The sequence below is a fragment of the Ruegeria sp. YTSC002 genome (assembly GCF_059609845.1).
Map to the genome: position 1 here is coordinate 1 of NZ_JBXWML010000007.1, position 23,095 is coordinate 23,095.

Genomic DNA, 23,095 nt, shown 5'->3' on the forward strand with positions numbered 1-23,095 from the left:
CAAATATCAAACTCTTAGCCCTGCAGCTCGCGGGGCTTGCTGCGTCGAACCATCCGCGCTGGATCCGCCGGGGAAGCGTCGAGAAGCCGATCCCAAAATCAGCGTCAGAAAATCCAAAACAAACCATCAGACTAAAACTGATCCCCAGGAGCAATGGCTTATCGTCCTCACCTCCGGACAGGTGATAAGCGTTGCATCTGACCCTGCCTGATACGCCTATGATGCCGACTGGTTCCGAGAAGCGTTAAAAGACAAAGGGATACGCGCCTGCATCCCAGCCGCAAGTAACGAAAGACCCGGGTCAAACACGATAAGCACAGGTACAAACGCCGCAATCGGATCGAGATAATGTTCGGCAGACTCAAAGACTGGAGACGCGTCGCAACCCGCTATGACCGCTGTCCCAAGGTGTTCCTATCTGCCATCGCGCTCGCGGCTATCGTCATCTCTTGGTTATTAATCCTGACCCCAGGACAGGTCATTTAGAAATCCTTTAAAGTAATTACTCTAATTTGCAGTCGAAAATCAGCTTTTCGAAAGCTTCAACTAACTCTTCTACGTTCGAACCTTGCAATTGAAGAGCGGGACCAAAAGGTCCGACTACCTTTCCAGACGGGCAATACTCTTTAGTTCCACCAGAAAAGAAATCCGTCATGTCGTCTTTCAACAAAAACTCTCGGCTTGAAGCTATTGCTGCGTCCTTACCTCGACCATATTTTGCTATTGCAGCCTGTCGGCGAATTTTGGCTTCTGCCTTTAGACTAGTCGTTCGATCTGCCCACTCTCCAATAGGTGAAAGCAGAACATGAAACCGCCACATTCCATCCACTTCTCTAGCGTGCTTATGGAGTGTTTCCGCGTCGTGATGCCTCAAGTCAAAGAAGTAATGCTCAGATTGTGTGGACGAACCGGTTGTACACGCATCCGTATCCTTAAGGACTAGGTCTATACGGCATTGTTCGACAGAAGTTTCAACACTGTCGTACCTGGAATCCAGATACGCTCTCTTCAATGCTTCAGCAATCTGGAGACTGGTTGTGTCTGCCGAAACCTCCAGCGGAGAAAAAAGTAAAAACAGTATTAGTGCCTTTAAGCAGAAAGCTTGAGGTTTGTTTGATTGCATTGAAAGTGCTGCTGCCGTGGCAGCGTTTCCATAGACAGACGCTGCTCTCCAAATAACTCCCACGGCGGCTGCAAAAACAGACGCTGCTCTGGCTGTGAGAAAAAGACTGCCAACCAGATCTTCAAGCCATTCTTCTCTCTCGTCAATGGGATCAGTGATATGGGGCAACGTCTTACAAGTCATGATTTATAGAACTCCTTTATCTACAAAAAAAGACGTGTGAAATTGAAAACAGAAAAGCAGCAACCAAGACCAGATAAAAACCGCCGAAAATCGCGGGGCCGGGCGCGGCAACTGATCGAAAATCAGCGCCGAGCTTCACCTCAGCGAATGCTGGCCCATTATCTGGTATCGAAGTGTCAATTGCTGTTCGGACCTTTCCAAGGAGTGGCAACCGCAATCCAGGTGACGGGTTTAGTTTCATTCGGCTTTCGGTGTTGAAAACTCTGCTGACATCTCACATGGTTTGACAGCAAAAAGCCCTGCTCAATTCGAATTTGGCGAGGCGGTTTGCCGGCCCCGAAATTTGCAAATTTATTCGAAAAACCTTAAACTCAGCAGATTAAAGCCAAAAGCCATTTCCGGTTTTTGACGGCAAAGTCATACGAAAACACAGAATTTCCGGCCGAAATTGATTTCGTGGAGCCATAAATATGACTAAAAAAAACACCTTTATTGACATGCACACCCACCTGTTCACGGCGCGATATCTGCCGTTGCACAGTATCTTCTACTCGTTCACTTCACTGTATTTGTTTTCGCTTGGGTTGGCCTTTCTGGCGCTTCGTTTGACCCGCATGAGTGACTTCAGCAGACCCGCGACGGAAGAACCTGACCAGGACGATTTGATCAACGCGTTGCTCGATCACGATGTGGACCGGCTTATGCGGGCCATTGCACTTCCCGTTCGTGAGAAGATCAGAGAGTATCAATCGACACCCAACCCCAGCCACCAGGATTGGAAGGACATAGAGGAGCTGATCCGAGCCCTGAACGATATTGACCATGATATCAACTATTCAGGGGCCGGCGACCTCCCGATAGGTGTCCAGCTTGTGGGCGGCGACAGAATTTCTGAAAGCTCCGTCTTTGCCGACAGTGGCACGGACGCTGATTTGCTGGATCGGTTTCTGGCCGAGGCCTTCCGGGTCGCTGGTCAAAAAGCGGTAGAAAGCGATTTCTTTCATGAAGCTGCACACTTGCCGTCGGGTGAGGTGTACAAACCTGGATCTGATGCCGGCTTTCGTGCCGTCGACATTCCAATCGGTCAAATCGGCATTATCTTTCAGTTTCTTGAATTCTTTGTCATCATGACCTTGTCCGAGCGAAACCGGTTCAAAGCGCTCAAGAGGGATTTCAAGAAGAATGGTCAGCCGAGCGACCCGGAAGCCAGCCTTTTCGTGGGTATCCTGCTGGATATGCGCCGTGCCTTCGACAAGCTCAAGGAATTTTGGATGCCCGGATTCCTACCGCCGTATTTTGACTTCACCGAACAAATGGACCGGATGCAGTCACTCGCAGCTGAGAACCCGAATGAATTGATCAATTTTGGGGCAGTTGACCCGTTTCGAGGCGGGAACTGGAAACAGATTGTCGATTCAGGCGTTGCACTAGGGATAACGGGATACAAAATCTATCCGCCCTTGGGGATCCGGCCGATCGATATGCGCGGCTACCAGACCCCGGTCGCCCCTGGGCGAAGTCTGGACAAGTACAAAGAAAAAGCGCAGAACCCTGCGCCCTACCCGATGGCACAGGCCAAGATGGGTGACATCATTCGCCATTTCTCCAGCCACAACCTGCGTTTGTTTGCCCATTGCAACCCGATGGGATTTGAGGTGGAGAAAGGTTACGGCGTCTATTCCGATCCAGAGTTATGGAAGCACTCGATGGAGACCCACAATGCCCGGAACCTTTGGTTGTTCCTGGCTCATGGTGGCGGCGCAAAAGAAGTAGATTGGATGGGTTGGGCAGCAGATAACACCCATTTCAAGCAAACATTTGCCTATCGTGCTATTCGCTTGGTTGAGGAATTCGACAATGTCTATCTTGGCTTGGGTCATATTTTGGGAATTCTGGACACAAAGCTCAAACCAAAGATATTTCAGCGATTAAAATCAGTACTAGTGGACAAGAGAACCCAAGGCGCACCGCACCATTTTCGGGACAAAGTGTGTTTTGGAACGGATTGGGCGATGCCCCTGATGGTCGGCAGAACCCGTGAATACCTGATCGAATTTGACAAGTTCTTCAGCGATCCACAGATCAGTCCTTGTGCACCTAACTTTTTTGAAGGGAATGCAAAAAAATTCTTGGGTATTTGATGGGTTTTCAGGCTGAGATTGCCTGACCGGCGCCCAAGACAACCTGAATTTCCGATGGCCCTGTTTCAAGCGGATTCCCGGTGCAGGGGGCGATTCAGGAATATTATATTGTGCATTGTAAATACATGTTATGTTGGTTGGGGGGTATTTTTATGAGTCGTATTTTGGAAGAGTCCTATAGGGCTTACGAACCTCGTCCTTTTACTGCGGATCAGCGCAAGGATGTCACCTTGTTGTTTGGTGGGGTCACATGGCGCGCCGAAAAACTGCTGGAAGGCCTGTTCAAAAGTGCGGGTTACAATGCGCAGCGCCTGCCTGATGTGACAGTTGAAGACTTGTACCTGGGACGTGAACTGGCGGATGTCGGACAGTGCTGCCCCACCGCCTTCACAACGGGCAACTTGTCGAGTTTTCTCAGAAACGAAGCCGAGGCTATCGGTGCTGACGAAGTGGCCGAAAAATATGTTTATGTGACCGCCGGGGCCTGCGGGGCCTGCCGTTTCGGTCAATATCACCAAAGCTATGAGCTTGCGCTGAAGAATCTGGGGCTCGAGGCGTTCAGGATGTTTCTGGTTCAGCAGCATGAAATCGATCAGTCGAAAGGCAAAGACGCCGGTTTGCAGACTGATATTCACCTGCTGCTGAGCACGGCCTTGGGCATGATGGCAGCGGATGCCATTCAGGATCTGGAATACCAGCTGCGGCCCTATGAGCTAGAGCAAGGCGCGACCAACCAGGCGGCGCAGAAGGCGGTTTCCGAGATATACGACGCCATGTTGAGTAGGCCGAAGCAAATGCCGAAATGGGGATCGGTCCTGTGGCATGCGACGACCAGACGCTTTCTGAAGGCCATGAGGCGTGCACGCGACCACTTTGAAGACATCCAGCTTGATCGATTGAGGGTCAAGCCCATGGTCAAGATCACCGGCGAGTTCTATCTGGCCACCGCCGAAGGGGTGCAGAACTACAATATGCACAAATGGCTTGAAGGCGAAGGCGCCGAAGTTCAGCCGGCACCGATGGTCGTATGGTTCGATTACCTGATGCGGTATGGCGGACAAAAGCTCAAGCTGGGCTTCGGGATAAAAGACAAAGCGCGTCAGAACTATGCTCTGTTGAAACTTGGGCAGCGCTTTTTCAGGTTCAAATACGATCAGATGCGCCAGATGCTTGGGGGCGTTCCCCGTCCGATGCCCGATCAGGACAAGCTGCGGAAACTGGCGGCTCCTTTTTTTGACAACATGATCAACGGGGGTGAGGGTGATTTGCTGATCGCCAAGGCGATCTGGGCGCATACCCAGCGAAAGGCACATATGATTTGCGAGCTGTCGCCCTATGGCTGCCTTCCAAACACTATGAGCATCGGCGCAATGGCGGCCGTACAGGGCCGGTATCCCGACATGCTCTATGCCCCAATCGAGGTAAAAGGGGACAGCGACGTACATGCTTTGTCGCGGTGCCAGATGGTGCTGGCAGACGCCAAGATCCGCGCGCAGGAGGAATTTGAATCTGCTCTTGCCGCCGCCGGGTTGACTGCGGACGAGGCCAGAAAGCGCGCCAAAGAGCATCCCAAGGTCAACACGCCGTTTTGGAAAGTTCCCCATCGTGGCGCCGTGGGCACCGCATCCAATGTCGTGCTTGAGCTGGGAAATGCCACGTTGTGAAATACGCGGGGATAGATATCGGATCGACAACTGTAAAAGGCGTCGTGGTAGAAGATGGCGAAGTCATCTGGAAAGACTATGGTCGTCACAAAACACGCCAGGCCGAGAAAACCCTTGAACTGTTGTCGCAAATGGAGCTGGAGGCCGGCCTGACCGCCGGTCGCGATGTCGTCACGTTTACGGGATCCGGGGCTGGGACACTGGCAGATCATGTGAACGCGCGGCAAATCCAGGAAGTTGTCGCCGTCGCGGCCGCAGTCGAAGCGTTGCATCCGGATGTGCATTTCGTGTCTGAAATTGGCGGGGAAGACATGAAGACGTTGTTCTTCACGCCAACCTCCGCAGGCAAGGCCAAGCAGGTCTATATGCAATCGGCGTGCAGTGGCGGTACGGGCACCTTTATCGAAAAGTCAGCACGAAAGCTGAATATTTCTCCGGACGAACTGACCACTCTGCCATTCGATGGTCAAACTCTTCATCGGATCAGTGCCAAATGTGGGATCTTTGCAGAGACTGACGCAAACAGTCTGGTCAAGGCCGGAGTTCCCAAAACCGAAATCATCGCAAGCTTGTTTGACGCAGTTGTGCGGCAGAACCTGGCGACTTTGACAAAAGGCAACACCCCCACACCACCAGTGCTTTTGCTGGGCGGACCGAACATGTTCTTTCAAGGTCTTCAGCAGGCATGGGCAAGCCATTTGGCCGCGCTCTGGGACGAGCGCAATGTCGTATTGAAAGCTGGACAGAGCGTCACTGATGCAATCCTGGTTCCCCGCGACGCCTTGTACTATGCGAGCCTTGGTTGCGTCGAGATTTCTCGCCGGGAACAAAATGTATCCGGGGCCTATTCCGGCACGGATGGCCTGAAGTGGTGGGTTGAAACAGGCCAGCACGGTGAAAAGGCCAAAACCGGGCAAGAGGCCTTGGCCCGGAACGGTGAACTCGTCCGGTTCCTGGAGGATTTTACCCAACCCGTGATCCAGATGCCTCAGCCTGTTGCGGCCGAGACATATTATGTCGGGTGCGATTTCGGCAGCACCACGGTCAAGGCGGTGGCGTTGGACCGCGACGCGGAAATCAAGGCTTCGGTCTATCAGCACAGTCAGGGAAACCCGATCGAAGATGCCAAGTCCGTTTTCCGCAAGTTGCGTGACGCAGGGATCGAGAATATCGGCGCTCTTGGGCTGACGGGGTATGGGAAAGATCTGCTGAAGGATATTTTGGGGGCGGACGTTCCGGTGGTCGAGACGGTCGCACATGCGGCTGCTGCCATGCACATACATCCCGACGCAGACGCGATATGCGACGTCGGTGGGACCGATGTCAAAATCATGCTGTTGCGGCAGAAAGCGGTCGTCGATTTTCGGCTCAATTCCCAATGCTCTTCCGGCAATGGGGCGTTTCTTCAAGGCGTTGCCGAACGCTATGATGTCCGGCTTGAGGATTATGCCGAAAAAGCCTTCAGCGCCAAGCGGATGCCGAAACTGATGATGGGGTGCGGCGTGTTCCTTCAGTCCGACATCGTGAACCAGCAACGCAAAGGGTGGGCGGCAGAAGAGATTATGGCAAGCCTTGCCGCGGTCCTGCCTCTGAACGTTTGGGTCTATGCCGGGCAGTTTCAGAACCTCAAAGCCATCGGCAGGAAGTTCGTCCTGCAAGGTGGGACACATCGAAACCTGGCAGTCGTCAAAGCCCAGATCGATTTTATCAGGGGCAAAATTCCTGACGCAGAAATTACTGTGCACCCTCATGCTGGCGAGGCTGGCGCTTTGGGCGCGGCCCTTCTTGCGGTCGAACATGTGAACACCGGGCAAACGTCCCGGTTCGTCGGGCACGACCGCGTCGAAGAATTGGAATATGTCAGCACTACCAACAGCAAAACCACCTGCAAGTGGTGTGCGATGAACTGTAGCCGGGCCTTTGTGGATGTTCAGATCCCCGGCGGTCGCGGCCGGGCAAACAGCAAGGTTCCTCTGGCGGAAGGGTGGGAGCGGGTGATTACCGGCAATTCCTGCTCGAAAGGATTGATTGAAGACGCAGCCGAGATGAAAGCGCGAAAAAAGCAAATCGACGAGGAAGCGAATGCCAATCCAAATATTGCAGAAAGCGTTCGCGAAGGCGCCTTTCGCTAAGTCCAAACCGCCTAAGCGGGATTTTCGGATCGGTATCCCTCGGGTCCTGAACCAGTGGTCGACGCACAGGTTTTGGACGACATTGTTCGTTGAACTGGGAATCAATCGCCGCAGTATCGTCTATTCGTCGGACACATCAGAAGCACAGCAGCTGAAATTCGGAAAAGGGCGCGGTGCTGTTGACTGCTGCTATCCTGTCAAATGCATGTCTGGCCATTATGGCGAATTGCTGAACGGGCAAAAGCGCCCCATTGATATCCTGTTCGTTCCCATAATCCTGACTGTCCCATCCTTTTTGCGGGGTCATGTCCGGGAAAACATGGCCTGCCCGCGCGTCATTGCCGGCCCCGAAAGTACTCGGGCCGGCTTTCGGCGGGAAAAGGACGTGTTCAAGGAAATGGGCGTACACTATCTTTCGCCGGCCGTATCCTTGGCAGACCCACAAATTGCGACCCGGCAGTTGTACGATGCCCTGAAGGGCGTAATCACCGACTTGCGCATGACTGAACTGCGCGCGGCTGTTGCCACGGCTTACGATGCCCTTCAAGAGTTCGATCAGAGTCTGCGGCGGCAAAGTCTGGCGGTACTGTCCGAATGCGCCACGCAAAATCGACCTTGCATCCTAGCCTTGGGTCGCCCGTACCACATGGACACCGGAATTGGCCACGCCATTGAAAGCGAGTTGCAGGCCTTTGGTTATCCGATCCTCTGGGGTCAATATCTGCCATTGGACGCAGAGATACTGGACTGGTTGTACGGCGATCTGATCAAAGCCGGCCGAATTCAAAGCCCTTTTGACATTTCGGATATTTGGAAAACATCCCACAGCGCAAACACGAATGAACTTCTGTGGGCTGCCCGCTATGGATCCATTATGCCGTGGATAACCTGTTCGATCCGGTTTTCCAGCTATGAATGCGGAATGGATCAGCCGACTTATTCGCCAGTCCAGGAAATCACCGAAGCGCTTGGAACGCTTTTCTTCGTGTTTCAGGATCTCGATGAGACGAAACCCGCCGGCTCTGTTCGAATTCGCGTGGAAACCATTGCTTACTATCTGGAACAGAAATCGCCGAATATCATTCAAAGCAAACTGGAGGCCCTGAAAACTGCACCACCTGAATTGCTGTTGCCAACTTGATCCATCGGTCGGCTTTCAAGGCAGTACGGCACCCGTTTGCGGGCACGAGGCCAAAAGCGGTTCAGGCTGTGTCGGCGCCGCGACGCGAAAGAGACTTCTGAACAAACAACCTGGGGCTTATCGACTAAGAAGCAGATTTGAGGGATATTTTGCATAGAGCTGGCGCGGGGGCGATGCTTTGCTTGAACACATTGTGGACTCTGAAAAACCCATCGACGATGGAAAAATAAGACGAAAGATGCAGGTTGTTAACGTTGCAGCCTTTATTGCGTCGCTTGGGTTCGGTTTCACAGCCTTCTACCAGTTCCAACTTGGACCAGACTGGAGATATCTTGCATGGGTGAACTTTGGGCTTGGCTTCGCGGCGCTGTTGACGATGACGCTGGATCGCTTCGGCCTTGAGGTCAAAGTCGCTTATTTTACAGTATGGTTGTTCCTGTTCCTGGCTCATGACATCAGCGTCGGCAAAAACGGTGAAGATCACCTGGTCTTGCTTGTCGGCCCGCCCTTGCTTTTTTATTTTCTGGGGGCCGCATATTGGCGTTGGATCACTTTGATAACGATCCTCAGCGCAGCTTTGTTTATTTACATATCGCTTGTCGTTCCTTTGCACATACCGCCCGGCGAAACGATTTGGGATATTGTTACGCGATCATATCAAGACGGATTTGTTAGGCACCCTCAAGATGTTATTTTCATCGTGCTGATTTTGGGAATCGTCTCGGCGCTTTTTTTCACGTCCTATTCTGCAAACGCCGCAATAGATCGATACGAAGAAGCGTTGGAAAAGGAGTTTGCTGTTTCCGAGCGGCTGATAAATGTTCTTTTGCCTTCACGTATTGCCAAGCGCATCAAAGCGCACCCGGACAGGCTAATTGCTGAAAGAATTGATGACGCTACAATTCTGTTTTCTGATTTGTCTGGATTTTCTGAATTCGCGGCTGCCAACGGGGCAAGGGCGACGGTCAAATTGCTGGGCTCCGTATTCTCGGCATTCGATGAACTGGTTCTGAGCTACAAGCTGGAGAAAATCAAAACCATCGGAGACAGCTATATGGTTGCAGGTGGTCTGGACCCCTCTGTCAAAGAACGGCAACCGGATTCGGTTCGCATGGCAGCGTTGGCGATTGATATGATTGCGACGGTCGAGCGGGTGTCAGACAAACTGCATCCAAAGGTGTCCCTGCGGGTCGGAATTCACAAAGGTCCGGTGATCGCAGGTGTAATCGGCGGCGACAAACCGTTTTTTGACGTTTGGGGTGATACAGTCAACATCGCCTCAAGAATGGAAAGCTCCGGAGAGCCGGGGCGCGTTCAAATCTCACCCGAGGTAAGAGATGAGATAGCCGAACATGTGGACTGTGACAGACGAGAGGTTATCAACATCAAGGGATATGGCGAAATCCAACCCTATTGGTTGGGGAAAGTCCACGACGAACCTGCGATTTCACGCGCATCCGAGCAGTTTATCAAAGGTTGAAAACCTCATCTTCTCGGTGAAACGTCCCGAGGTCAGTGCGGGTTCATTCAGCGACCGGAAGGGGGCGAATCTGGGTCAGTTGAAACAACGGATCACACGGGGACAATTGCGGCCCGCAGCCGGATGGCCCGTTGCGACAGTGAGTGCATGCGCTCGAAGCCAGGCCGCATTTTCAAAAACGAGCCGCCGGCTGAAGAACCCGGCGGCTCGGACCTTGGTGCTTTTCAGTGAAACTGGGACAACCGTGGTCAGCGGTTTCAGGCGGTGACTTCCTGCTCGGGCGCGCTGAGCGAGATGACGAGCACCACAGCCGCACCGTTCAGCCAGTAAAACACCGCATCCAGTCCTGAGAACCCCAGAACGCTGGGTGCAAACAGGAAGGTGATCCCGACGATCAAGTCTACGGCCAGATGAAACTTGTAGGGAAGGACCCGCCAAATCCCAAGATGATGATCGGTCAGAACCGTCAGAACAAACGCAGCAACACCGGTGACAACCGACAACCACAGGGCCAGTGGGTTTGACTGACCCAATCCCAACAGGAACGGCAACGTCATGAGGGCAATGGCAACAGGGTAGTCGAGATAAGCATGGACAGAGCGGGTAACGAAACGCAGGGACATGAGATCTTCCTTTTTTCAATCATTGACAAAGGGAAGGTAAGGTGCCGAAGTTGAACGCTGAATTTCTGATCGTCTATGATACCATGCAGATCGTTCAGAAAATTTGGAGGATCAATGCATCGCCCGGTACGCAGCCGGCGATAACCCAACCTGTTTCTTGAACACACGTGAGAAAGCTGCCTCGGAGGCATACCCGACCTCGGCGGCTGCATCTGCCACGTTCCATCTTGCCTCGGTCAGACCATGGCATGCGATCTGCATCCGCCAATCCGTAAGGTACTGCATCGGCGTTGTGCCCATCTTTTCAGCAAAAAGCTGAGCGAAGGCCGTGCGCGACATACCCGCCACACGTGCCAATGACGCAACGCTCCAGTCATTGGCCGGGGCCTGGTGGAACGCGGTCAACGCCCGCGAGATGCGCTGATCAGCAAATCCTGCCAACGCGGAATCCTGCGGGCTCTGACGTTCCAGATAGGCCCGGATCGCCTGTGCAAACAGGACCTCGGACAGTTTCAGCGCGATCAGGTCGCCACCGATCCTCGCGCCTGAAACCTCAGAGCCGATCATGCGCAGGGTGGATTCCATCCACGATCCCGCCTCTTCGCCATAATTCTCGATCAGGATATAGGGCGGCAGGCGGTCGATCAGCATATGCCCGGTGCCGTTTCGGCCGGCCGGGCCGGTAAAAGAGAAGTGACCGCAGATCAGCTGCGTATCCCGTTCCTCGTCATCACCGCCATAGACCAACACGCCCTCGCCCGTGTAGCCCGCACGCTCCAGCACCTGCTCCAGGGGCAGTGCATCCAACGGCTTGACCTCGGCACAGAGCAATGCGTGCGGTGCCCCGTGGGGTATCAGGATCAGATCCCCCTGCCTCAACCGCAGGGTTTCCCCCGTGGTCGAGACATGAACCTTGAGCTCGCCACGCTGCACAAAATGAAACCGGGCCACGTTTTCGAACCCTGGCACCTGAATTCCGAAGGGCGGCGTGAACGACGTGCGGAAATAAAATGTGCCGCGCAGGGAAAGGCGGGTGAGAATATCGCTGAGAAGGTCCAACATGTGCTGAAGATACGCAATCTGTGCAATCCGTCCAGATGGCCGAACGGATTGCACGATAAATTGCACGTTTTGCAACAAAAAGCCCCCGACAAAGCGGGGGCAAAAGCTTACGAGCGCACCAGTTTCTCGTAGTCCTCGGCGATTTGGCGGGTCAGGTCGCCGACCTCGAATGTGTATTCGCCGATCTGCCCGACAGGCGTGACCTCGGCCGCGGTGCCGGTTAGCCAACACTGTTCGAAGTCAGCCATTTCTTCGGGCTTGATGCGGCGTTCATGCACGGTGATGCCCTTGTCTTTCAGCATCTGGATCACCGTCTGGCGGGTGATGCCGTTCAGGAAGCAGTCTGCCAGCGGGGTATGCACCTCGCCATCCTTGACGAAAAATACGTTCGCGCCAGTGGCCTCGGCCACGTATCCGCGCCAGTCCATGAACAAAGCGTCCGAGCATCCTTTGGCTTCGGCCTTGTGCTTGGAAATGGTGCAGATCATGTAAAGGCCCGCTGCCTTGGCATGGACCGGGATGGTTTCCGGGCTGGGGCGTTTCCACTCGGCAATGTCCAGCTTGGCACCCTGCATCTTGGCATCGCCGTAATAGGCACCCCAGGGCCAGACCGCGATGGCCATGCGTACCGGATTGCGCGCCGAGGCGACGCCCATATCCTCACCCGAGCCACGCCAGACCAGCGCCCGCACATACGCGTCCTGCAAACCGCTGGCTTTCAGCGCTTCTTCCTTGGCGGCTTCGATTTCATCAACCGAATAAGGCATCGGCATGTCCAGCGCCTCGGCCGAGGCGATCAGGCGCCGGGAATGGTCGCGGCTTTTGAAGATCTTGCCGTTATATGCGCGCTCGCCTTCGAATACCGATGAGGCATAGTGCATTGCGTGGGTCAGAATGTGCACGTTGGCCTCACGCCAGGGCACCAGTTTGCCATCCATCCAAATGGTGCCATCACGATCATCATACCCTGCCATGCGAAACCTCCTGAACCGGGTTGAGTTTTCGATTATTGCGCGATTTAGGTCCGGTGCGGACACAATATTGCGCAAAAACTGCGATTCGATACCGCTCTCCTCTTGGAATGTCAATAACGCTGACATAAACTCGGCCCGGTAGTAACGAATGAGGCATGATATGTCCGACATCCGCCCGGCCCCGCGTTATGGGGGCGAGAGCCTTTTGTTTTTGACCGATGAGCAATTGCGGCAGGGGATCGAGGCCATGTTCTTCGCCTATCGCGGCTTTACCGCTGATCCCGACCGCATCCTTGCGGAGATGGCCTATGGCCGCGCTCACCACCGGGCAATCCACTTCATCAACCGCGCGCCGGGCACGACTGTCAACAACTTGTTGGCCATTCTTGGCGTAACAAAACAGTCTCTGAACAGGGTTTTGCGAACCTTGATCGAGGATGGTTTGGTGGAAAGTCGCGTGGGAACAGTGGACAAACGTGAACGCCACCTATTTCTGACAGAAAAGGGGCAGTCGCTGGAAACCACGTTGTCGGATGCTCAGCGGGCCAGAATGCGCGCCGCCTATAAGGATGCCGGTCCCGAAGCCGTGGCTGGTTTTCGCAAAGTGCTTGAAGCAATGATGGATGCTGATATGCGTCATGCCTATACGAAACTTCGGGATACGACCTCATGAGCGAAATGGATGCCCATCTTCTGATTGTCGACGATGACGAGCGCATTCGCGATCTGCTCAAGAAGTTTCTGATGCGCAATGGGTTTCTGGTTACGGCGGCACGGGATGCAGCCCACGCGCGGCGCGTATTGTCGGGGTTGGATTTCGACATGATCGTCATGGATGTGATGATGCCGGGCGAGGATGGCGTCAGCCTGACCCGTGCTTTGCGGGAAACGCATACGACACCGATCCTGCTGCTGACCGCAAAGGGTGAGACGGAACATCGGATCGCGGGCCTCGAGGCCGGGGCGGATGATTACCTGGCAAAACCGTTCGAGCCGAAAGAGCTGCTGTTGCGGATCAACGCGATCCTGCGCCGGATGCCGGAAACGCCGGCAGAAGAAACCACGGCGAAGATCCTGTATCTCGGGCCCATCCGCTATGACATTGAACGCGGCGAGATGTGGCAGGGCGAAGACCCGGTCCGTCTGACCGCAACCGAAAGCCAGTTGATGAAGATATTCTCGGCCCAGCCCGGAGAGCCGATCAGCCGCGCCAAGCTGGTCGAGGATCTGGGGCGCGACAAGGGCCAGGCGCAGGAGCGCGCTGTGGATGTACAGATCACGCGCCTTCGACGCAAAATCGAACAGGACCCCAAGCAGCCACGCTATTTGCAGACTGTGCGGGGCGCAGGGTATATGCTTGCGCCGGATTGAGGTGCCGCTGCGCGGCGTATTTTGGCCTTCGGCGAGGATATTTGTAGCCAGATGAAGATGGGATCCCAATGACGACTGCCCTTTTGACCCATGCCGATTGTCTGGGCCATGTGACACCTGACGGGCACCCGGAACGGGTGGCGCGGCTGGAGCATATTCTGCATGCATTGGAAGTGCTGGAGCTGAAGCGGGTGACGGCTCCGCTGGCTGCGGATGACGATCTTTTGCGGATTCACCCCGAGAGCTATATTCGAGACATTCGAGCCGCGCGCCCTGCGGACGGGTTCGCCCAGATCGACGGGGATACGTTCCTGTCTCCGGGATCGGTGGACGCAGCCTACCGCGCGGCGGGTGCGGCGGTGCGGGCCGTTGATCTGGTATTGGGCGGTGAAGCGTCGAACGCGTTCTGTGCCATTCGCCCGCCGGGGCATCATGCGGAATCCGAAACGGCCATGGGCTTCTGCCTGTTTGGAAATGCAGCATTGGCGGCGAAACATGCGCTGGACCATCACGGTTTGAAACGCGTGGCCGTGGTCGATTTCGACGTGCATCATGGCAATGGAACCCAGGACCTGTTGTGGGATGAAGCACGGGCCTTGGTGATAACCAGCCAGCAGATGCCTTTGTGGCCCGGATCGGGCCGGCCCGAGGAAACGGGTGTTCATGATACGGTTCTCAACATCCCACTGGCGCCCGGAAGTGGCGGCGCCGAGATGCGTGCCGCCTATGAAACAAAGGCCTTTCCGCGCTTGCGGGCCTTCAGGCCGGAACTGATTATCATTTCCGCCGGGTTCGATGCCCATCAGGACGACCCGCTTGCCAATCTGAACTGGGCTACTGATGATTTTGCCTGGATCACCGCCGAGCTGTGCAGAATTGCCGACGAGGTTTGCGGCGGTCGTATCGTCTCGACTCTGGAAGGCGGGTATGATCTGAACGCACTGGCCCAGGCCACACGCGCCCATGTGGAAGAATTGATAAAGGCAGCCCGATGACCGAGATCCCCGTAGACCAGATGACATTCGAACAGGCGATGAAAGAACTTGAAGCCGTAGTCGGCCAGCTGGAACGTGGCGACGTCGCGCTGGATCAATCAATTGCGCTGTACGAGCGCGGCGCGGCGCTGAAAAAGCGGTGCGAGGACGAGTTGAAGCGCGCGGAAGAAAAAGTCGCAGCGATCACTCTGGACGCCAGTGGTCAGCCGACCGGTACGACGCCTGTCGAAGGTATGTGAATGTTCCCCGAAAGACTTGCGCAGGATGCTGCCAGCATTCAAAGCCATTTTGATCTGGTTTTTGGCGCTTTTGCAGACGTGGATGTCACCCGGGCCATGGCATATGCCACCCGAGGCGGAAAGCGGCTGCGCGGGTTTCTGGCATTGGAAAGTGCCCGACTGCATGATGTTGAAGAAGACCGGGCGATCTGGCCGGCCACCGCCATAGAGGCGCTGCACGCTTATTCCCTGGTGCATGACGACCTGCCCTGCATGGATGACGATGACCTGCGCCGCGGGCGGCCCACCGTTCACGTAGAGTGGGATGAAGGCACGGCTGTTCTGGCCGGAGATGCCCTTCAGACGCTTGCTTTTGAACTTTGCACCTGCTCGCAGGTTGGGGCCGCAGACATTCGCGCAGACCTTGCCCTGACCCTTGCCAAAGCCAGCGGTGCACAAGGTATGGTGCTGGGACAGGCGTTGGACATTGCGGCGGAAACGGCCGCCGAACCGCTGTCGCTGGACGAAATCACGCGTCTTCAGGCCGGCAAGACAGGCGCCCTGATCGAATGGTCTGCCTGCGTTGGCGCCGTTATGGCCCGATCCGATCCTGACCCGTTGCGCCGATATGCCCGGGCGATGGGTCTTGCTTTTCAGATTGCAGATGACATCCTTGATATCGAAGGCGATGCCCAAAAGGCGGGCAAGCGATTGCAAAAGGATACCGAGGCAGGGAAAGCCACTTTTGTTTCGCTTTTGGGTCTGCCTGCTGCCAAAGCCCGCGCAAGTGAGCTGGTGGATCAGGCCTGCGCCGCTTTGGACGGGTTTGGCCCGAAGGCGGAAACCTTGAAGGAAGCCGCCCGCTTCGTTATTGCCCGGGACAGCTAAGCCAGGAACGCGCCACATGTCTGACCGCCCCAATACGCCCCTGCTGGATCTTGTGAACCGCCCTGCGGATCTCAAGCAGTTCTCGGACGCACAACTGCACCAGGTCGCACAGGAGTTGCGGGCCGAAACCATTTCGGCGGTTGCCGTGACCGGCGGGCATCTTGGGGCAGGCTTGGGGGTTGTTGAACTGACCACCGCCTTGCACGCCGTATTTGATACGCCCCGAGACAAGATCATCTGGGATGTGGGTCATCAGTGTTATCCGCACAAAATCCTGACCGAACGACGTGATCGCATCCGCACATTGCGCATGAAGGATGGCCTCAGCGGCTTCACCAAGCGCAGCGAAAGCCCCTATGACCCATTTGGCGCGGCGCATTCCAGCACGTCGATCAGCGCTGCTTTGGGTTTTGCTGTCGCACGGGATCTAGGGGGTGTAACGCCCGAAGGGTTGGGCGACGCAATTGCGGTGATCGGCGATGGCTCGATGTCTGCGGGCATGGCTTTTGAGGCGATGAACAATGCAGGCCACCTGAAAAAGCGTCTGATCGTCATTCTGAATGACAACGAGATGAGCATCGCGCCACCAGTTGGTGCGTTGTCCAGCTATTTGTCGCGTATTTATAGCGAAGAACCGTTTCACGATCTGAAAGCTGCTGCCAAAGGCGCTGTCTCCTTGCTGCCCGAGCCATTCCGGGAGGGCGCCAAGCGCGCCAAGGAGATGTTGAAAGGCATGGCGGTGGGCGGCACGCTGTTCGAAGAGCTTGGGTTTTCCTATCTCGGCCCGATAGATGGCCATGACATGGACCAGCTGCTGCCGGTTCTGCGTACGGTCAAATCACGGGCAACCGGGCCGATTCTGATCCATGTATTGACGAAAAAAGGCAAGGGCTATGCCCCTGCCGAGCAGGCCCGCGACAAAGGTCATGCCACGGCCAAGTTCGATGTGGTGACTGGAGAACAGAAGAAGGCACCTTCAAACGCGCCCTCTTATACGTCTGTATTTGGCAAGGCGCTGGTGGATGAGGCCGCGCGTGACGACAAGATCGTTGCCGTGACCGCTGCCATGCCCGACGGAACTGGCCTGAACCTGTTTGCCGAGCGCTATCCGTCACGTTGCTTTGATGTGGCGATTGCCGAACAGCACGGCGTGACGTTTTCGGCTGCGCTTGCCGCAGGAGGAATGAAGCCGTTCTGCGCAATGTATTCGACCTTTCTCCAGCGTGGTTACGACCAGGTGGTACATGACGTGGCGATTCAGCGCCTGCCCGTACGTTTTGCAATCGACAGAGCAGGTTTGGTCGGGGCTGACGGCGCCACCCATGCTGGGTCGTTCGATATTGCCTATTTGGCCAACCTGCCCGGTATGGTTGTCATGGCTGCGGCTGACGAGGCCGAGCTGATGCATATGGTGGCGACCGCCGCCGCGCATGACGAAGGCCCCATTGCGTTCCGCTATCCGCGCGGCGAAGGCGTCGGAGTTGATTTGCCCGAACGCGGCGAGGTTCTGGAAATCGGCAAGGGCCGCGTTATCCGGGAAGGTGCGCGGGTGGCTCTGCTTTCATTCGGTACACGTCTGGCAGAGGTTCAGAAGGCGGCGGAATCCCTTGCAGCCAAAGGCATAACGCCCACGATTGCCGATGCTCGTTTTGCCAAACCTCTTGATCGCGACCTGATCCTGGATCTCGCGTCCCGCCACGAGGCGTTGATCACCATCGAAGAAGGGGCCGTTGGCGGTTTTGGCAGCCATGTCGCTCAGCTTTTGGCGGATGAAGGTGTGTTTGATCGGGGGCTGAAATACCGCTCGATGGTTTTGCCTGATATCTTCATCGATCAAGCCAGCCCCGCGGACATGTATGCGGTGGCCGGTATGAATGCCGAGCATATCGAAGCGAAAGTTCTGGATGTTCTGGGCGTCGCCTCGATCGGAGAGAAACGCGCTTAGCGTGCCTGTCGGCAGGGCCGCAGGCGTTGGGAGGGCCGAATTTCGTTTGACCTGGATTTTTCTGGTGCCGCTGAAGGGACTCGAACCCCCGACCCCATCATTACGAATGACGTGCTCTACCAGCTGAGCTACAGCGGCACCGTAGGTCATACGGAATTGATTATGACCGGATGCGAAGCTTCGTTTAAACCGTCAGTTTGGCGCCTGCAAGCCCGGTTGTAACCGTTTCGGCGTTGTTCAGCACGGTCGGGCCTCAAGTTGTGAGCCGAACGCCTGCGGCCAACCTTTCAAATTGGCGCTCTGGTCCGTGAATTTTTTGTGACGACGCGGAATGAAATTGACTCATTCTCTGTATTTCAATAATTCATGAAATATGATAGAACAGATAACCGATCAATTGACCATTCTTGGCCACCCGCAGCGCATCACCGTGTTTCGCATGTTGATGCGACGGTTTCCTGACAGGATTCCCGCGGGCGAGCTGGCGGCGGAGCTGGATATCAAACCCAGCACCATGTCGAACTACCTGAATGCTTTGCAGCGGTCGGGATTGGTGAAACAGGAACGATCCGGGACGTCTCTGCTCTATTCGATTGAAATGAAAAATGTGCAGCAAATGCTCGATTTCCTGATCGTGGATTGCTGCCGTGGCCGCCCGGATATCTGCATGCCCTTTCCCAAAGACACCGCGACGAACCGAAAGTTCAATGTGCTGTTCATCTGTTCCGGAAACTCCGCCCGTTCGATTTTTGCCGAATCCTTGCTGCGACAGATCGGCGGCGACCGGTTCAACGTTTATTCGGCCGGGACGCGGCCCAGTTCAGAACTCAATCCCTTTGCTGTGCAGGTTCTGCGCGACAAGGGGCACGATATCTCGGCCCTGCGGCCGAAGACTTTGTCCGAGTTTTTGGCGCCGGATGCACCTGCCATGGATTTTGTCTTTACTGTCTGCAATCAGGCCGCCAACGAGGAATGCCCGGCTTGGGAGGGCCAACCGATAAGTGGCCATTGGGGCGTGGAAGACCCGGTCAAGGCCGAAGGCACCGACGCCGAGAAAAGCCTGGCCTTTCAAACCGCCTATGGCGCACTGAAGCGCCGGATTCAGGCCTTTTCATCATTGCCGGTCGAAAGCCTTGACCGGATCGCATTGCAATCCGCCGTCGATGAAATCGGGCGTACTCCTACCGAGGAAATGAAATGACCACCTACGCACTGAACGGCCTTGGCCGTATGGGAAAACTGGCCCTGAAGCCCTTGCTTGAAAAAGGCGCAAAGATTGCCTGGATCAACGATGCCGTCGGTGATCCCGAGATGCATGCGCATCTGCTGGAATTCGACACCGTGCATGGGCGCTGGGACGCGGAATTCGACCATGACGCAGACAGCATCACGGTCAACGGAACCCGTCTGCCGTTCATTGGCACCAAAGACCTGAGCGCGTTGCCGCTGGACGGTGTTGACGTGGTGATCGACTGTACCGGCGTGTTCAAGACCGAAGCGAAGCTGGCACCGTATTTTGACGCTGGGGTAAAGAAGGTTGTTGTCTCTGCTCCGGTCAAGGACGGGCCGACGGCCAATATCGTCATGGGTGTAAATGACGAAACTTACGACCCTGCGGCGCATAGGATCGTGACGGCGGCCTCGTGCACGACAAACTGTCTTGCGCCTGTCGTAAAGGTCATTCACGAAAACCTGGGCATCCGCCATGGATCGATGACGACGATTCACGACGTAACCAATACGCAGACAATCGTGGACCGGCCTGCCAAGGACCTCAGGCGCGCACGCTCGGCCCTGAACTCTCTGATCCCGACCACGACCGGCTCGGCCACGGCCATCACGCTGATCTATCCGGAACTCAAAGGTCGTTTGAACGGCCACGCGGTTCGGGTGCCATTGCTGAACGCCTCGCTGACCGATTGCGTGTTCGAGGTTGAGCGTGAAACCACGGTTGAAGAGGTCAACGCCTTCTTCAAAACCGCTGCCGAGGGCGAACTGAAGGGCATTTTGGGATATGAGACACGCCCGCTGGTGTCCACCGATTATACCAATGACGAACGCTCTTCGATCGTCGATGCGCCCTCGACCATGGTTGTGAACGGGACGCAGGTGAAAATCTATGCGTGGTACGACAACGAGATGGGCTATGCGCACCGGCTGGTGGATGTCGCATTGATGGTCGGGGCATCATTGTGAAGCAACGGCCCGCAGGACTGTCGGCCTATATCGCGGTCACGGCTGCCTATTGGGCCTTCATGCTGACCGACGGGGCGCTCAGGATGCTGGTGCTGTTGCACTTTCACACCCTGGGTTTCTCGCCGGTTCAGCTTGCCTATCTGTTTGTGCTCTATGAAATCGCCGGGATAGTCACCAACCTGTCTGCCGGTTGGATCGCCGCGCGGTTCGGGCTGACCTCGACCCTCTATGCGGGGCTGGGGGTGCAGATTGTCGCGTTGCTTGCCATGACGCAGCTTGACCCGAACTGGACCGTCGCCGCTTCGGTCACTTTTGTGATGATCGTGCAAGGGGCCAGCGGAGTGGCCAAGGATCTGGCCAAGATGTCTTCGAAATCGGCGGTCAAATTGCTGGCCCCATCCGACGGAGGCGCGTTGTTTCGGTGGGTTGCGGTTCTGACGGGTTCGAAAAACGCGGTCAAAGGGCTGGGATTCCTGTTGGGTGCAGCCATGCTTGCAACGCTGGGCTTCCTACCGGCAGTGCTTGCCATGGCCGCCGTTCTGGCGGTGATTCTGGTCGCAGTGATGCTGTTCATGCCAGAGGGCCTGCCGAAGGGGCGCAAGGGTGCAAAATTCTCTGAGGTTTTTTCAAAATCCGCGAATGTGAACTGGTTGTCCGCGGCACGTGTCTTCCTGTTCGGCGCGCGGGACGTCTGGTTCGTGGTCGGCATCCCGATCTATTTCTATGCTGTTCTTTCAGATGGCACCGAAGAGGGCAATCGGGCCGCGTTCTTCATGATCGGAACATTCATGGCGGTGTGGATCATCCTCTATGGCGCCGTGCAAGCCAACGCGCCAAGGATTCTTCGTGCGTCAGATCGAACCGAAGGTGATCTGATCCGCGCCGCACGCAGATGGGCGGCGATCCTGTTCTGTGTTCCTGCGGCTCTGACACTGGCTGTTTTGCTGTCAAATGGGCCCGAGACCTGGCTGACCCTGACGCTTGTCGCCGGGCTTTTGGTCTTTGGTGCGATCTTCGCGGTCAACTCATCGCTGCATTCCTATCTGATCCTTGCCTTCACCCGGTCCGAGCGTGTGACGATGGATGTCGGCTTTTACTATATGGCAAATGCGACGGGGCGGTTGGCCGGAACCGTTTTGTCCGGCCTGACCTATCAGGTCGGGGGGCTGCCCCTGGTGCTGGGCACGGCGGCCGTGATGGTTGGCCTTGCTGCGCTGACGTCCGGCAAACTTATGGATCAAACTTCCGAGGCGTTATCATGAGCATTTTTGAACGGTATCTCACGATCTGGGTTGCACTTGCGATGATCGGTGGTGTCCTGATCGGACTGGCCGCGCCGGGGCTGGTGCAACTGGTGGCAAGCGCCGAAGTTGCCAGCGTCAATCTGGTGGTGGCGGTGCTGATCTGGGCAATGGTCTATCCGATGATGGTCAACGTCGATTTCGGTGCAGTCGCCGGGGTTGCCCGCCAGCCGCGTGGTCTGATTGTGACGCTGGTGGTGAACTGGCTGATAAAGCCTTTCACCATGGCGCTGCTGGCCGTTCTGTTTTTCGACTATGTCTTCGCGCCCTGGATCGCGCCCGAAGATGCTGCGCAATACACCGCCGGTCTGATCCTGCTGGGGGCCGCCCCTTGTACCGCCATGGTGTTCGTGTGGTCGCAACTGACCAAAGGCGACGCGACCTACACCCTGGTTCAGGTCTCGGTCAATGATCTGATCATGGTCGTGGCATTTGCGCCGATCGTGGCCTTTTTGCTGGGGGTCACTGACATCGAAGTGCCATGGCAGACTTTGGTTTTGGCCACGGTCCTTTATGTGGTGCTGCCGCTAATCGCCGGGTTGATCACCCGCCGCAGATTAGGCTCTAAACAGGCGATAGAATCCTTTTCGGCGCGGGTGAAACCGTGGTCCGTCGTGGGATTGATCGCAACCGTGGTTATCCTGTTCGGCCTGCAAGGTCAGACCATTCTGGCGAAACCCACGGTCATCGTGTTGATCGCCGTTCCCATTCTGATCCAAAGCTATGGTATATTTGCCATTGCCTATGGCGCGGCTTTTGCGCTGAAGGTTCCCCACCGGATCGCAGCGCCTTGCGCCATGATCGGGACATCGAACTTCTTCGAACTGGCCGTTGCCGTCGCAATCAGCTTGTTCGGTCTTCATTCAGGCGCGGCACTGGCGACGGTTGTGGGGGTCCTGGTCGAAGTGCCGGTGATGCTGTCGCTTGTGGCTTTCGCCAACCGAACACGCCAGCGTTTTCCGGAACCTGCGACACGATAGGATTGTTCAACGCAGCAGAACGGCTGTCATAACTGGCGGCTGCGCACCGCCAGAATCACACCTCACGTAGCTTCAGAAATCCACGCCGCGCTGGGCCTTGATACCCGCCTGGAACGGGTGTTTCTCCTCGGTCATTTCCGTGACCAGGTCGGCATAGTCACGCAGCGCTTGCGGTGCATCACGCCCGGTCAGGAATACGCTGGTCTTGTCCGAGCGTGCGTTCAAACCCGCGATGACCTGTTCGACCGTCAGGTATTCGTAGCGCAAGGCGATGTTGATCTCGTCCAGCACAACCAGATCGTATTCGCCACTGGACATCAGGGCACATGCCTTGTCGAAGGCGGCATTGGCAGCTGCAATATCGCGCTCACGATCCTGCGTGTCCCAGGTAAAACCTTCGCCCATCGTATGCCATGTCACCAGATCACGCTCTTCGAAGAAACGGCGCTCGCCGGTTTTCCACTTGCCCTTGATGAACTGCACCACGCCAACCTTCTGGCCCCAGCCCAAAGCGCGAATGACCACGCCGAACGCGGCCGAGGACTTGCCTTTGCCCTTGCCGGTATTGATCAAGACCAGACCACGGCCAGGATCCACGGCCTCGGACACTTTCTTGCGGTGCTGGGCCTGCACCTTCTGCATCTTTTCCTTGTGATCCTGCGCGTCGCTCATTTGGGA

Annotated in this window: 21 protein-coding genes, 1 tRNA gene and 1 pseudogene; 17 read left to right on the forward strand and 6 right to left on the reverse strand. The window is 55.9% G+C overall.

Features of this window, described 5'->3' with window-relative positions:
* Both AC2FFD_RS13960 and AC2FFD_RS13965 read left to right on the forward strand, forming a co-directional pair.
* Window positions 1–185, forward strand: a 185-nt coding sequence (locus AC2FFD_RS13960) for a hypothetical protein (RefSeq protein ID WP_496873376.1), incomplete at its 5' end; no start/stop codon positions are given.
* A 32-nt stretch (window positions 186–217) separates the two neighbouring features.
* Window positions 218–486: pseudogene (locus AC2FFD_RS13965) on the forward strand (transposase); the annotation flags it as partial.
* 16 nt (window positions 487–502) lie between these two features.
* On the opposite strand, the gene AC2FFD_RS13970 reads toward AC2FFD_RS13965, so the two are convergent.
* The gene (locus AC2FFD_RS13970; protein ID WP_496873377.1) at window positions 503–1,306 is read right to left on the reverse strand and encodes a hypothetical protein; all 804 of its coding nucleotides are present in this window, start codon (window positions 1,304–1,306) and stop codon (window positions 503–505) included.
* A gap of 470 nt (window positions 1,307–1,776) precedes the next feature.
* On the opposite strand from AC2FFD_RS13970, the gene AC2FFD_RS13975 reads away from it, so the two are divergent.
* The 5 genes from AC2FFD_RS13975 to AC2FFD_RS13995 all read left to right on the forward strand — a co-directional run bounded on the left by AC2FFD_RS13975 (window position 1,777) and on the right by AC2FFD_RS13995 (window position 9,864).
* Entirely contained in the window at window positions 1,777–3,447 is a 1,671-nt protein-coding gene (locus AC2FFD_RS13975; protein WP_496873378.1) for an amidohydrolase family protein, read from the forward strand.
* Window positions 3,448–3,599: 152 nt separating this feature from the next.
* Window positions 3,600–5,111 (forward strand): hypothetical protein, encoded by a 1,512-nt coding sequence (locus AC2FFD_RS13980; protein ID WP_496873379.1) that lies wholly within the window; start codon window positions 3,600–3,602, stop codon window positions 5,109–5,111.
* The gene (locus AC2FFD_RS13985; RefSeq protein WP_496873380.1) at window positions 5,108–7,243 is read left to right on the forward strand and encodes a BadF/BadG/BcrA/BcrD ATPase family protein; all 2,136 of its coding nucleotides are present in this window, start codon (window positions 5,108–5,110) and stop codon (window positions 7,241–7,243) included. The genes AC2FFD_RS13980 and AC2FFD_RS13985 overlap by 4 nt, the downstream gene beginning before the upstream one ends.
* Complete coding sequence (locus AC2FFD_RS13990; RefSeq protein ID WP_496873381.1) at window positions 7,194–8,384, forward strand: acyl-CoA dehydratase activase-related protein; 1,191 nt, start codon at window positions 7,194–7,196, stop codon at window positions 8,382–8,384. Before AC2FFD_RS13985 ends, AC2FFD_RS13990 begins: the two co-directional genes overlap by 50 nt.
* A 178-nt stretch (window positions 8,385–8,562) precedes the next feature.
* On the forward strand, window positions 8,563–9,864 hold the full coding sequence (locus AC2FFD_RS13995; protein ID WP_257599626.1) for an adenylate/guanylate cyclase domain-containing protein: 1,302 nt from the start codon (window positions 8,563–8,565) through the stop codon (window positions 9,862–9,864).
* A gap of 257 nt (window positions 9,865–10,121) precedes the next feature.
* Here the strand turns inward: AC2FFD_RS13995 and AC2FFD_RS14000 are convergent, their stop codons facing one another.
* The 3 genes from AC2FFD_RS14000 to AC2FFD_RS14010 all read right to left on the reverse strand — a co-directional run bounded on the left by AC2FFD_RS14000 (window position 10,122) and on the right by AC2FFD_RS14010 (window position 12,523).
* On the reverse strand, window positions 10,122–10,487 hold the full coding sequence (locus AC2FFD_RS14000; protein WP_171726878.1) for an SPW repeat domain-containing protein: 366 nt from the start codon (window positions 10,485–10,487) through the stop codon (window positions 10,122–10,124).
* Between the two features lie 111 nt (window positions 10,488–10,598).
* On the reverse strand, window positions 10,599–11,549 hold the full coding sequence (locus tag AC2FFD_RS14005; protein WP_257599624.1) for an AraC family transcriptional regulator: 951 nt from the start codon (window positions 11,547–11,549) through the stop codon (window positions 10,599–10,601).
* Between the two features lie 107 nt (window positions 11,550–11,656).
* Window positions 11,657–12,523 carry a branched-chain amino acid aminotransferase gene (locus AC2FFD_RS14010; RefSeq protein ID WP_257599623.1) on the reverse strand — a complete coding sequence of 289 codons (867 nt, stop codon included), beginning with the start codon at window positions 12,521–12,523 and terminating at the stop codon, window positions 11,657–11,659.
* A 160-nt stretch (window positions 12,524–12,683) separates the two neighbouring features.
* Between AC2FFD_RS14010 and AC2FFD_RS14015 the strand changes: the two genes are divergently transcribed.
* From AC2FFD_RS14015 to dxs, 6 genes are all read left to right on the forward strand, one after another.
* Window positions 12,684–13,196, forward strand: coding sequence for a MarR family winged helix-turn-helix transcriptional regulator (locus tag AC2FFD_RS14015; protein WP_170347566.1), 513 nt, complete (start codon window positions 12,684–12,686; stop codon window positions 13,194–13,196).
* Window positions 13,193–13,894 carry a response regulator gene (locus tag AC2FFD_RS14020; RefSeq protein WP_170347567.1) on the forward strand — a complete coding sequence of 234 codons (702 nt, stop codon included), beginning with the start codon at window positions 13,193–13,195 and terminating at the stop codon, window positions 13,892–13,894. The genes AC2FFD_RS14015 and AC2FFD_RS14020 overlap by 4 nt, the downstream gene beginning before the upstream one ends.
* A gap of 68 nt (window positions 13,895–13,962) precedes the next feature.
* The gene (locus tag AC2FFD_RS14025; protein WP_170347568.1) at window positions 13,963–14,889 is read left to right on the forward strand and encodes a histone deacetylase family protein; all 927 of its coding nucleotides are present in this window, start codon (window positions 13,963–13,965) and stop codon (window positions 14,887–14,889) included.
* Complete coding sequence (locus tag AC2FFD_RS14030) at window positions 14,886–15,128, forward strand: exodeoxyribonuclease VII small subunit (RefSeq protein WP_170347569.1); 243 nt, start codon at window positions 14,886–14,888, stop codon at window positions 15,126–15,128. The genes AC2FFD_RS14025 and AC2FFD_RS14030 overlap by 4 nt, the downstream gene beginning before the upstream one ends.
* A complete protein-coding gene (locus AC2FFD_RS14035) occupies window positions 15,129–15,995 on the forward strand; it encodes a polyprenyl synthetase family protein (protein WP_257599620.1) in 867 nt (288 codons plus the stop codon). It begins immediately after the preceding gene.
* Window positions 15,996–16,011: 16 nt separating this feature from the next.
* A complete protein-coding gene (gene dxs / locus AC2FFD_RS14040; RefSeq protein ID WP_496873382.1) occupies window positions 16,012–17,940 on the forward strand; it encodes a 1-deoxy-D-xylulose-5-phosphate synthase in 1,929 nt (642 codons plus the stop codon).
* Window positions 17,941–18,002: 62 nt separating this feature from the next.
* Here the strand turns inward: dxs and AC2FFD_RS14045 are convergent.
* Window positions 18,003–18,078, reverse strand: a tRNA-Thr gene (locus AC2FFD_RS14045).
* A 235-nt stretch (window positions 18,079–18,313) separates the two neighbouring features.
* Between AC2FFD_RS14045 and AC2FFD_RS14050 the strand changes: the two genes are divergently transcribed.
* From AC2FFD_RS14050 to arsB, 4 genes are read left to right on the forward strand one after another with little or no spacing between them, the layout of a single operon-like run.
* Entirely contained in the window at window positions 18,314–19,141 is an 828-nt protein-coding gene (locus tag AC2FFD_RS14050; protein ID WP_496873383.1) for an arsenate reductase/protein-tyrosine-phosphatase family protein, read from the forward strand.
* Window positions 19,138–20,136, forward strand: a complete 999-nt coding sequence (locus tag AC2FFD_RS14055; protein WP_257599617.1) for an ArsJ-associated glyceraldehyde-3-phosphate dehydrogenase — start codon at window positions 19,138–19,140, stop codon at window positions 20,134–20,136. The genes AC2FFD_RS14050 and AC2FFD_RS14055 overlap by 4 nt, the downstream gene beginning before the upstream one ends.
* Window positions 20,133–21,398 carry an organoarsenical effux MFS transporter ArsJ gene (arsJ, locus tag AC2FFD_RS14060; protein WP_496873384.1) on the forward strand — a complete coding sequence of 422 codons (1,266 nt, stop codon included), beginning with the start codon at window positions 20,133–20,135 and terminating at the stop codon, window positions 21,396–21,398. Before AC2FFD_RS14055 ends, arsJ begins: the two co-directional genes overlap by 4 nt.
* Window positions 21,395–22,417 (forward strand): ACR3 family arsenite efflux transporter, encoded by a 1,023-nt coding sequence (arsB, locus tag AC2FFD_RS14065; protein ID WP_496873385.1) that lies wholly within the window; start codon window positions 21,395–21,397, stop codon window positions 22,415–22,417. Before arsJ ends, arsB begins: the two co-directional genes overlap by 4 nt.
* 72 nt (window positions 22,418–22,489) lie before the next feature.
* Here the strand turns inward: arsB and cobO are convergent, their stop codons facing one another.
* Window positions 22,490–23,089 (reverse strand): cob(I)yrinic acid a,c-diamide adenosyltransferase, encoded by a 600-nt coding sequence (gene cobO, locus AC2FFD_RS14070; RefSeq protein WP_257599614.1) that lies wholly within the window; start codon window positions 23,087–23,089, stop codon window positions 22,490–22,492.
* Window positions 23,090–23,095 lie beyond the last annotated feature (6 nt).

Bases quoted from the DNA above. Each gene is read 5' to 3' on its own strand.
- AC2FFD_RS14015 (WP_170347566.1), top strand. From the start codon at position 12,684: ATGTCCGACATCCGCCCGGCCCCGCGTTATGGGGGCGAGAGCCTTTTG.
- AC2FFD_RS14050 (WP_496873383.1), top strand. From the start codon at position 18,314: ATGATAGAACAGATAACCGATCAATTGACCATTCTTGGCCACCCGCAG.
- AC2FFD_RS13980 (WP_496873379.1), top strand. From the start codon at position 3,600: ATGAGTCGTATTTTGGAAGAGTCCTATAGGGCTTACGAACCTCGTCCT.
- dxs (WP_496873382.1), top strand. From the start codon at position 16,012: ATGTCTGACCGCCCCAATACGCCCCTGCTGGATCTTGTGAACCGCCCT.
- AC2FFD_RS14010 (WP_257599623.1), bottom strand. From the start codon at position 12,523: ATGGCAGGGTATGATGATCGTGATGGCACCATTTGGATGGATGGCAAA.
- AC2FFD_RS13970 (WP_496873377.1), bottom strand. From the start codon at position 1,306: ATGACTTGTAAGACGTTGCCCCATATCACTGATCCCATTGACGAGAGA.
- AC2FFD_RS14020 (WP_170347567.1), top strand. From the start codon at position 13,193: ATGAGCGAAATGGATGCCCATCTTCTGATTGTCGACGATGACGAGCGC.
- AC2FFD_RS14030 (WP_170347569.1), top strand. From the start codon at position 14,886: ATGACCGAGATCCCCGTAGACCAGATGACATTCGAACAGGCGATGAAA.
- AC2FFD_RS13990 (WP_496873381.1), top strand. From the start codon at position 7,194: ATGCCAATCCAAATATTGCAGAAAGCGTTCGCGAAGGCGCCTTTCGCT.
- AC2FFD_RS14055 (WP_257599617.1), top strand. From the start codon at position 19,138: ATGACCACCTACGCACTGAACGGCCTTGGCCGTATGGGAAAACTGGCC.
- cobO (WP_257599614.1), bottom strand. From the start codon at position 23,089: ATGAGCGACGCGCAGGATCACAAGGAAAAGATGCAGAAGGTGCAGGCC.
- AC2FFD_RS14025 (WP_170347568.1), top strand. From the start codon at position 13,963: ATGACGACTGCCCTTTTGACCCATGCCGATTGTCTGGGCCATGTGACA.
- AC2FFD_RS14035 (WP_257599620.1), top strand. From the start codon at position 15,129: ATGTTCCCCGAAAGACTTGCGCAGGATGCTGCCAGCATTCAAAGCCAT.
- AC2FFD_RS13975 (WP_496873378.1), top strand. From the start codon at position 1,777: ATGACTAAAAAAAACACCTTTATTGACATGCACACCCACCTGTTCACG.
- arsB (WP_496873385.1), top strand. From the start codon at position 21,395: ATGAGCATTTTTGAACGGTATCTCACGATCTGGGTTGCACTTGCGATG.
- AC2FFD_RS14005 (WP_257599624.1), bottom strand. From the start codon at position 11,549: ATGTTGGACCTTCTCAGCGATATTCTCACCCGCCTTTCCCTGCGCGGC.
- AC2FFD_RS14000 (WP_171726878.1), bottom strand. From the start codon at position 10,487: ATGTCCCTGCGTTTCGTTACCCGCTCTGTCCATGCTTATCTCGACTAC.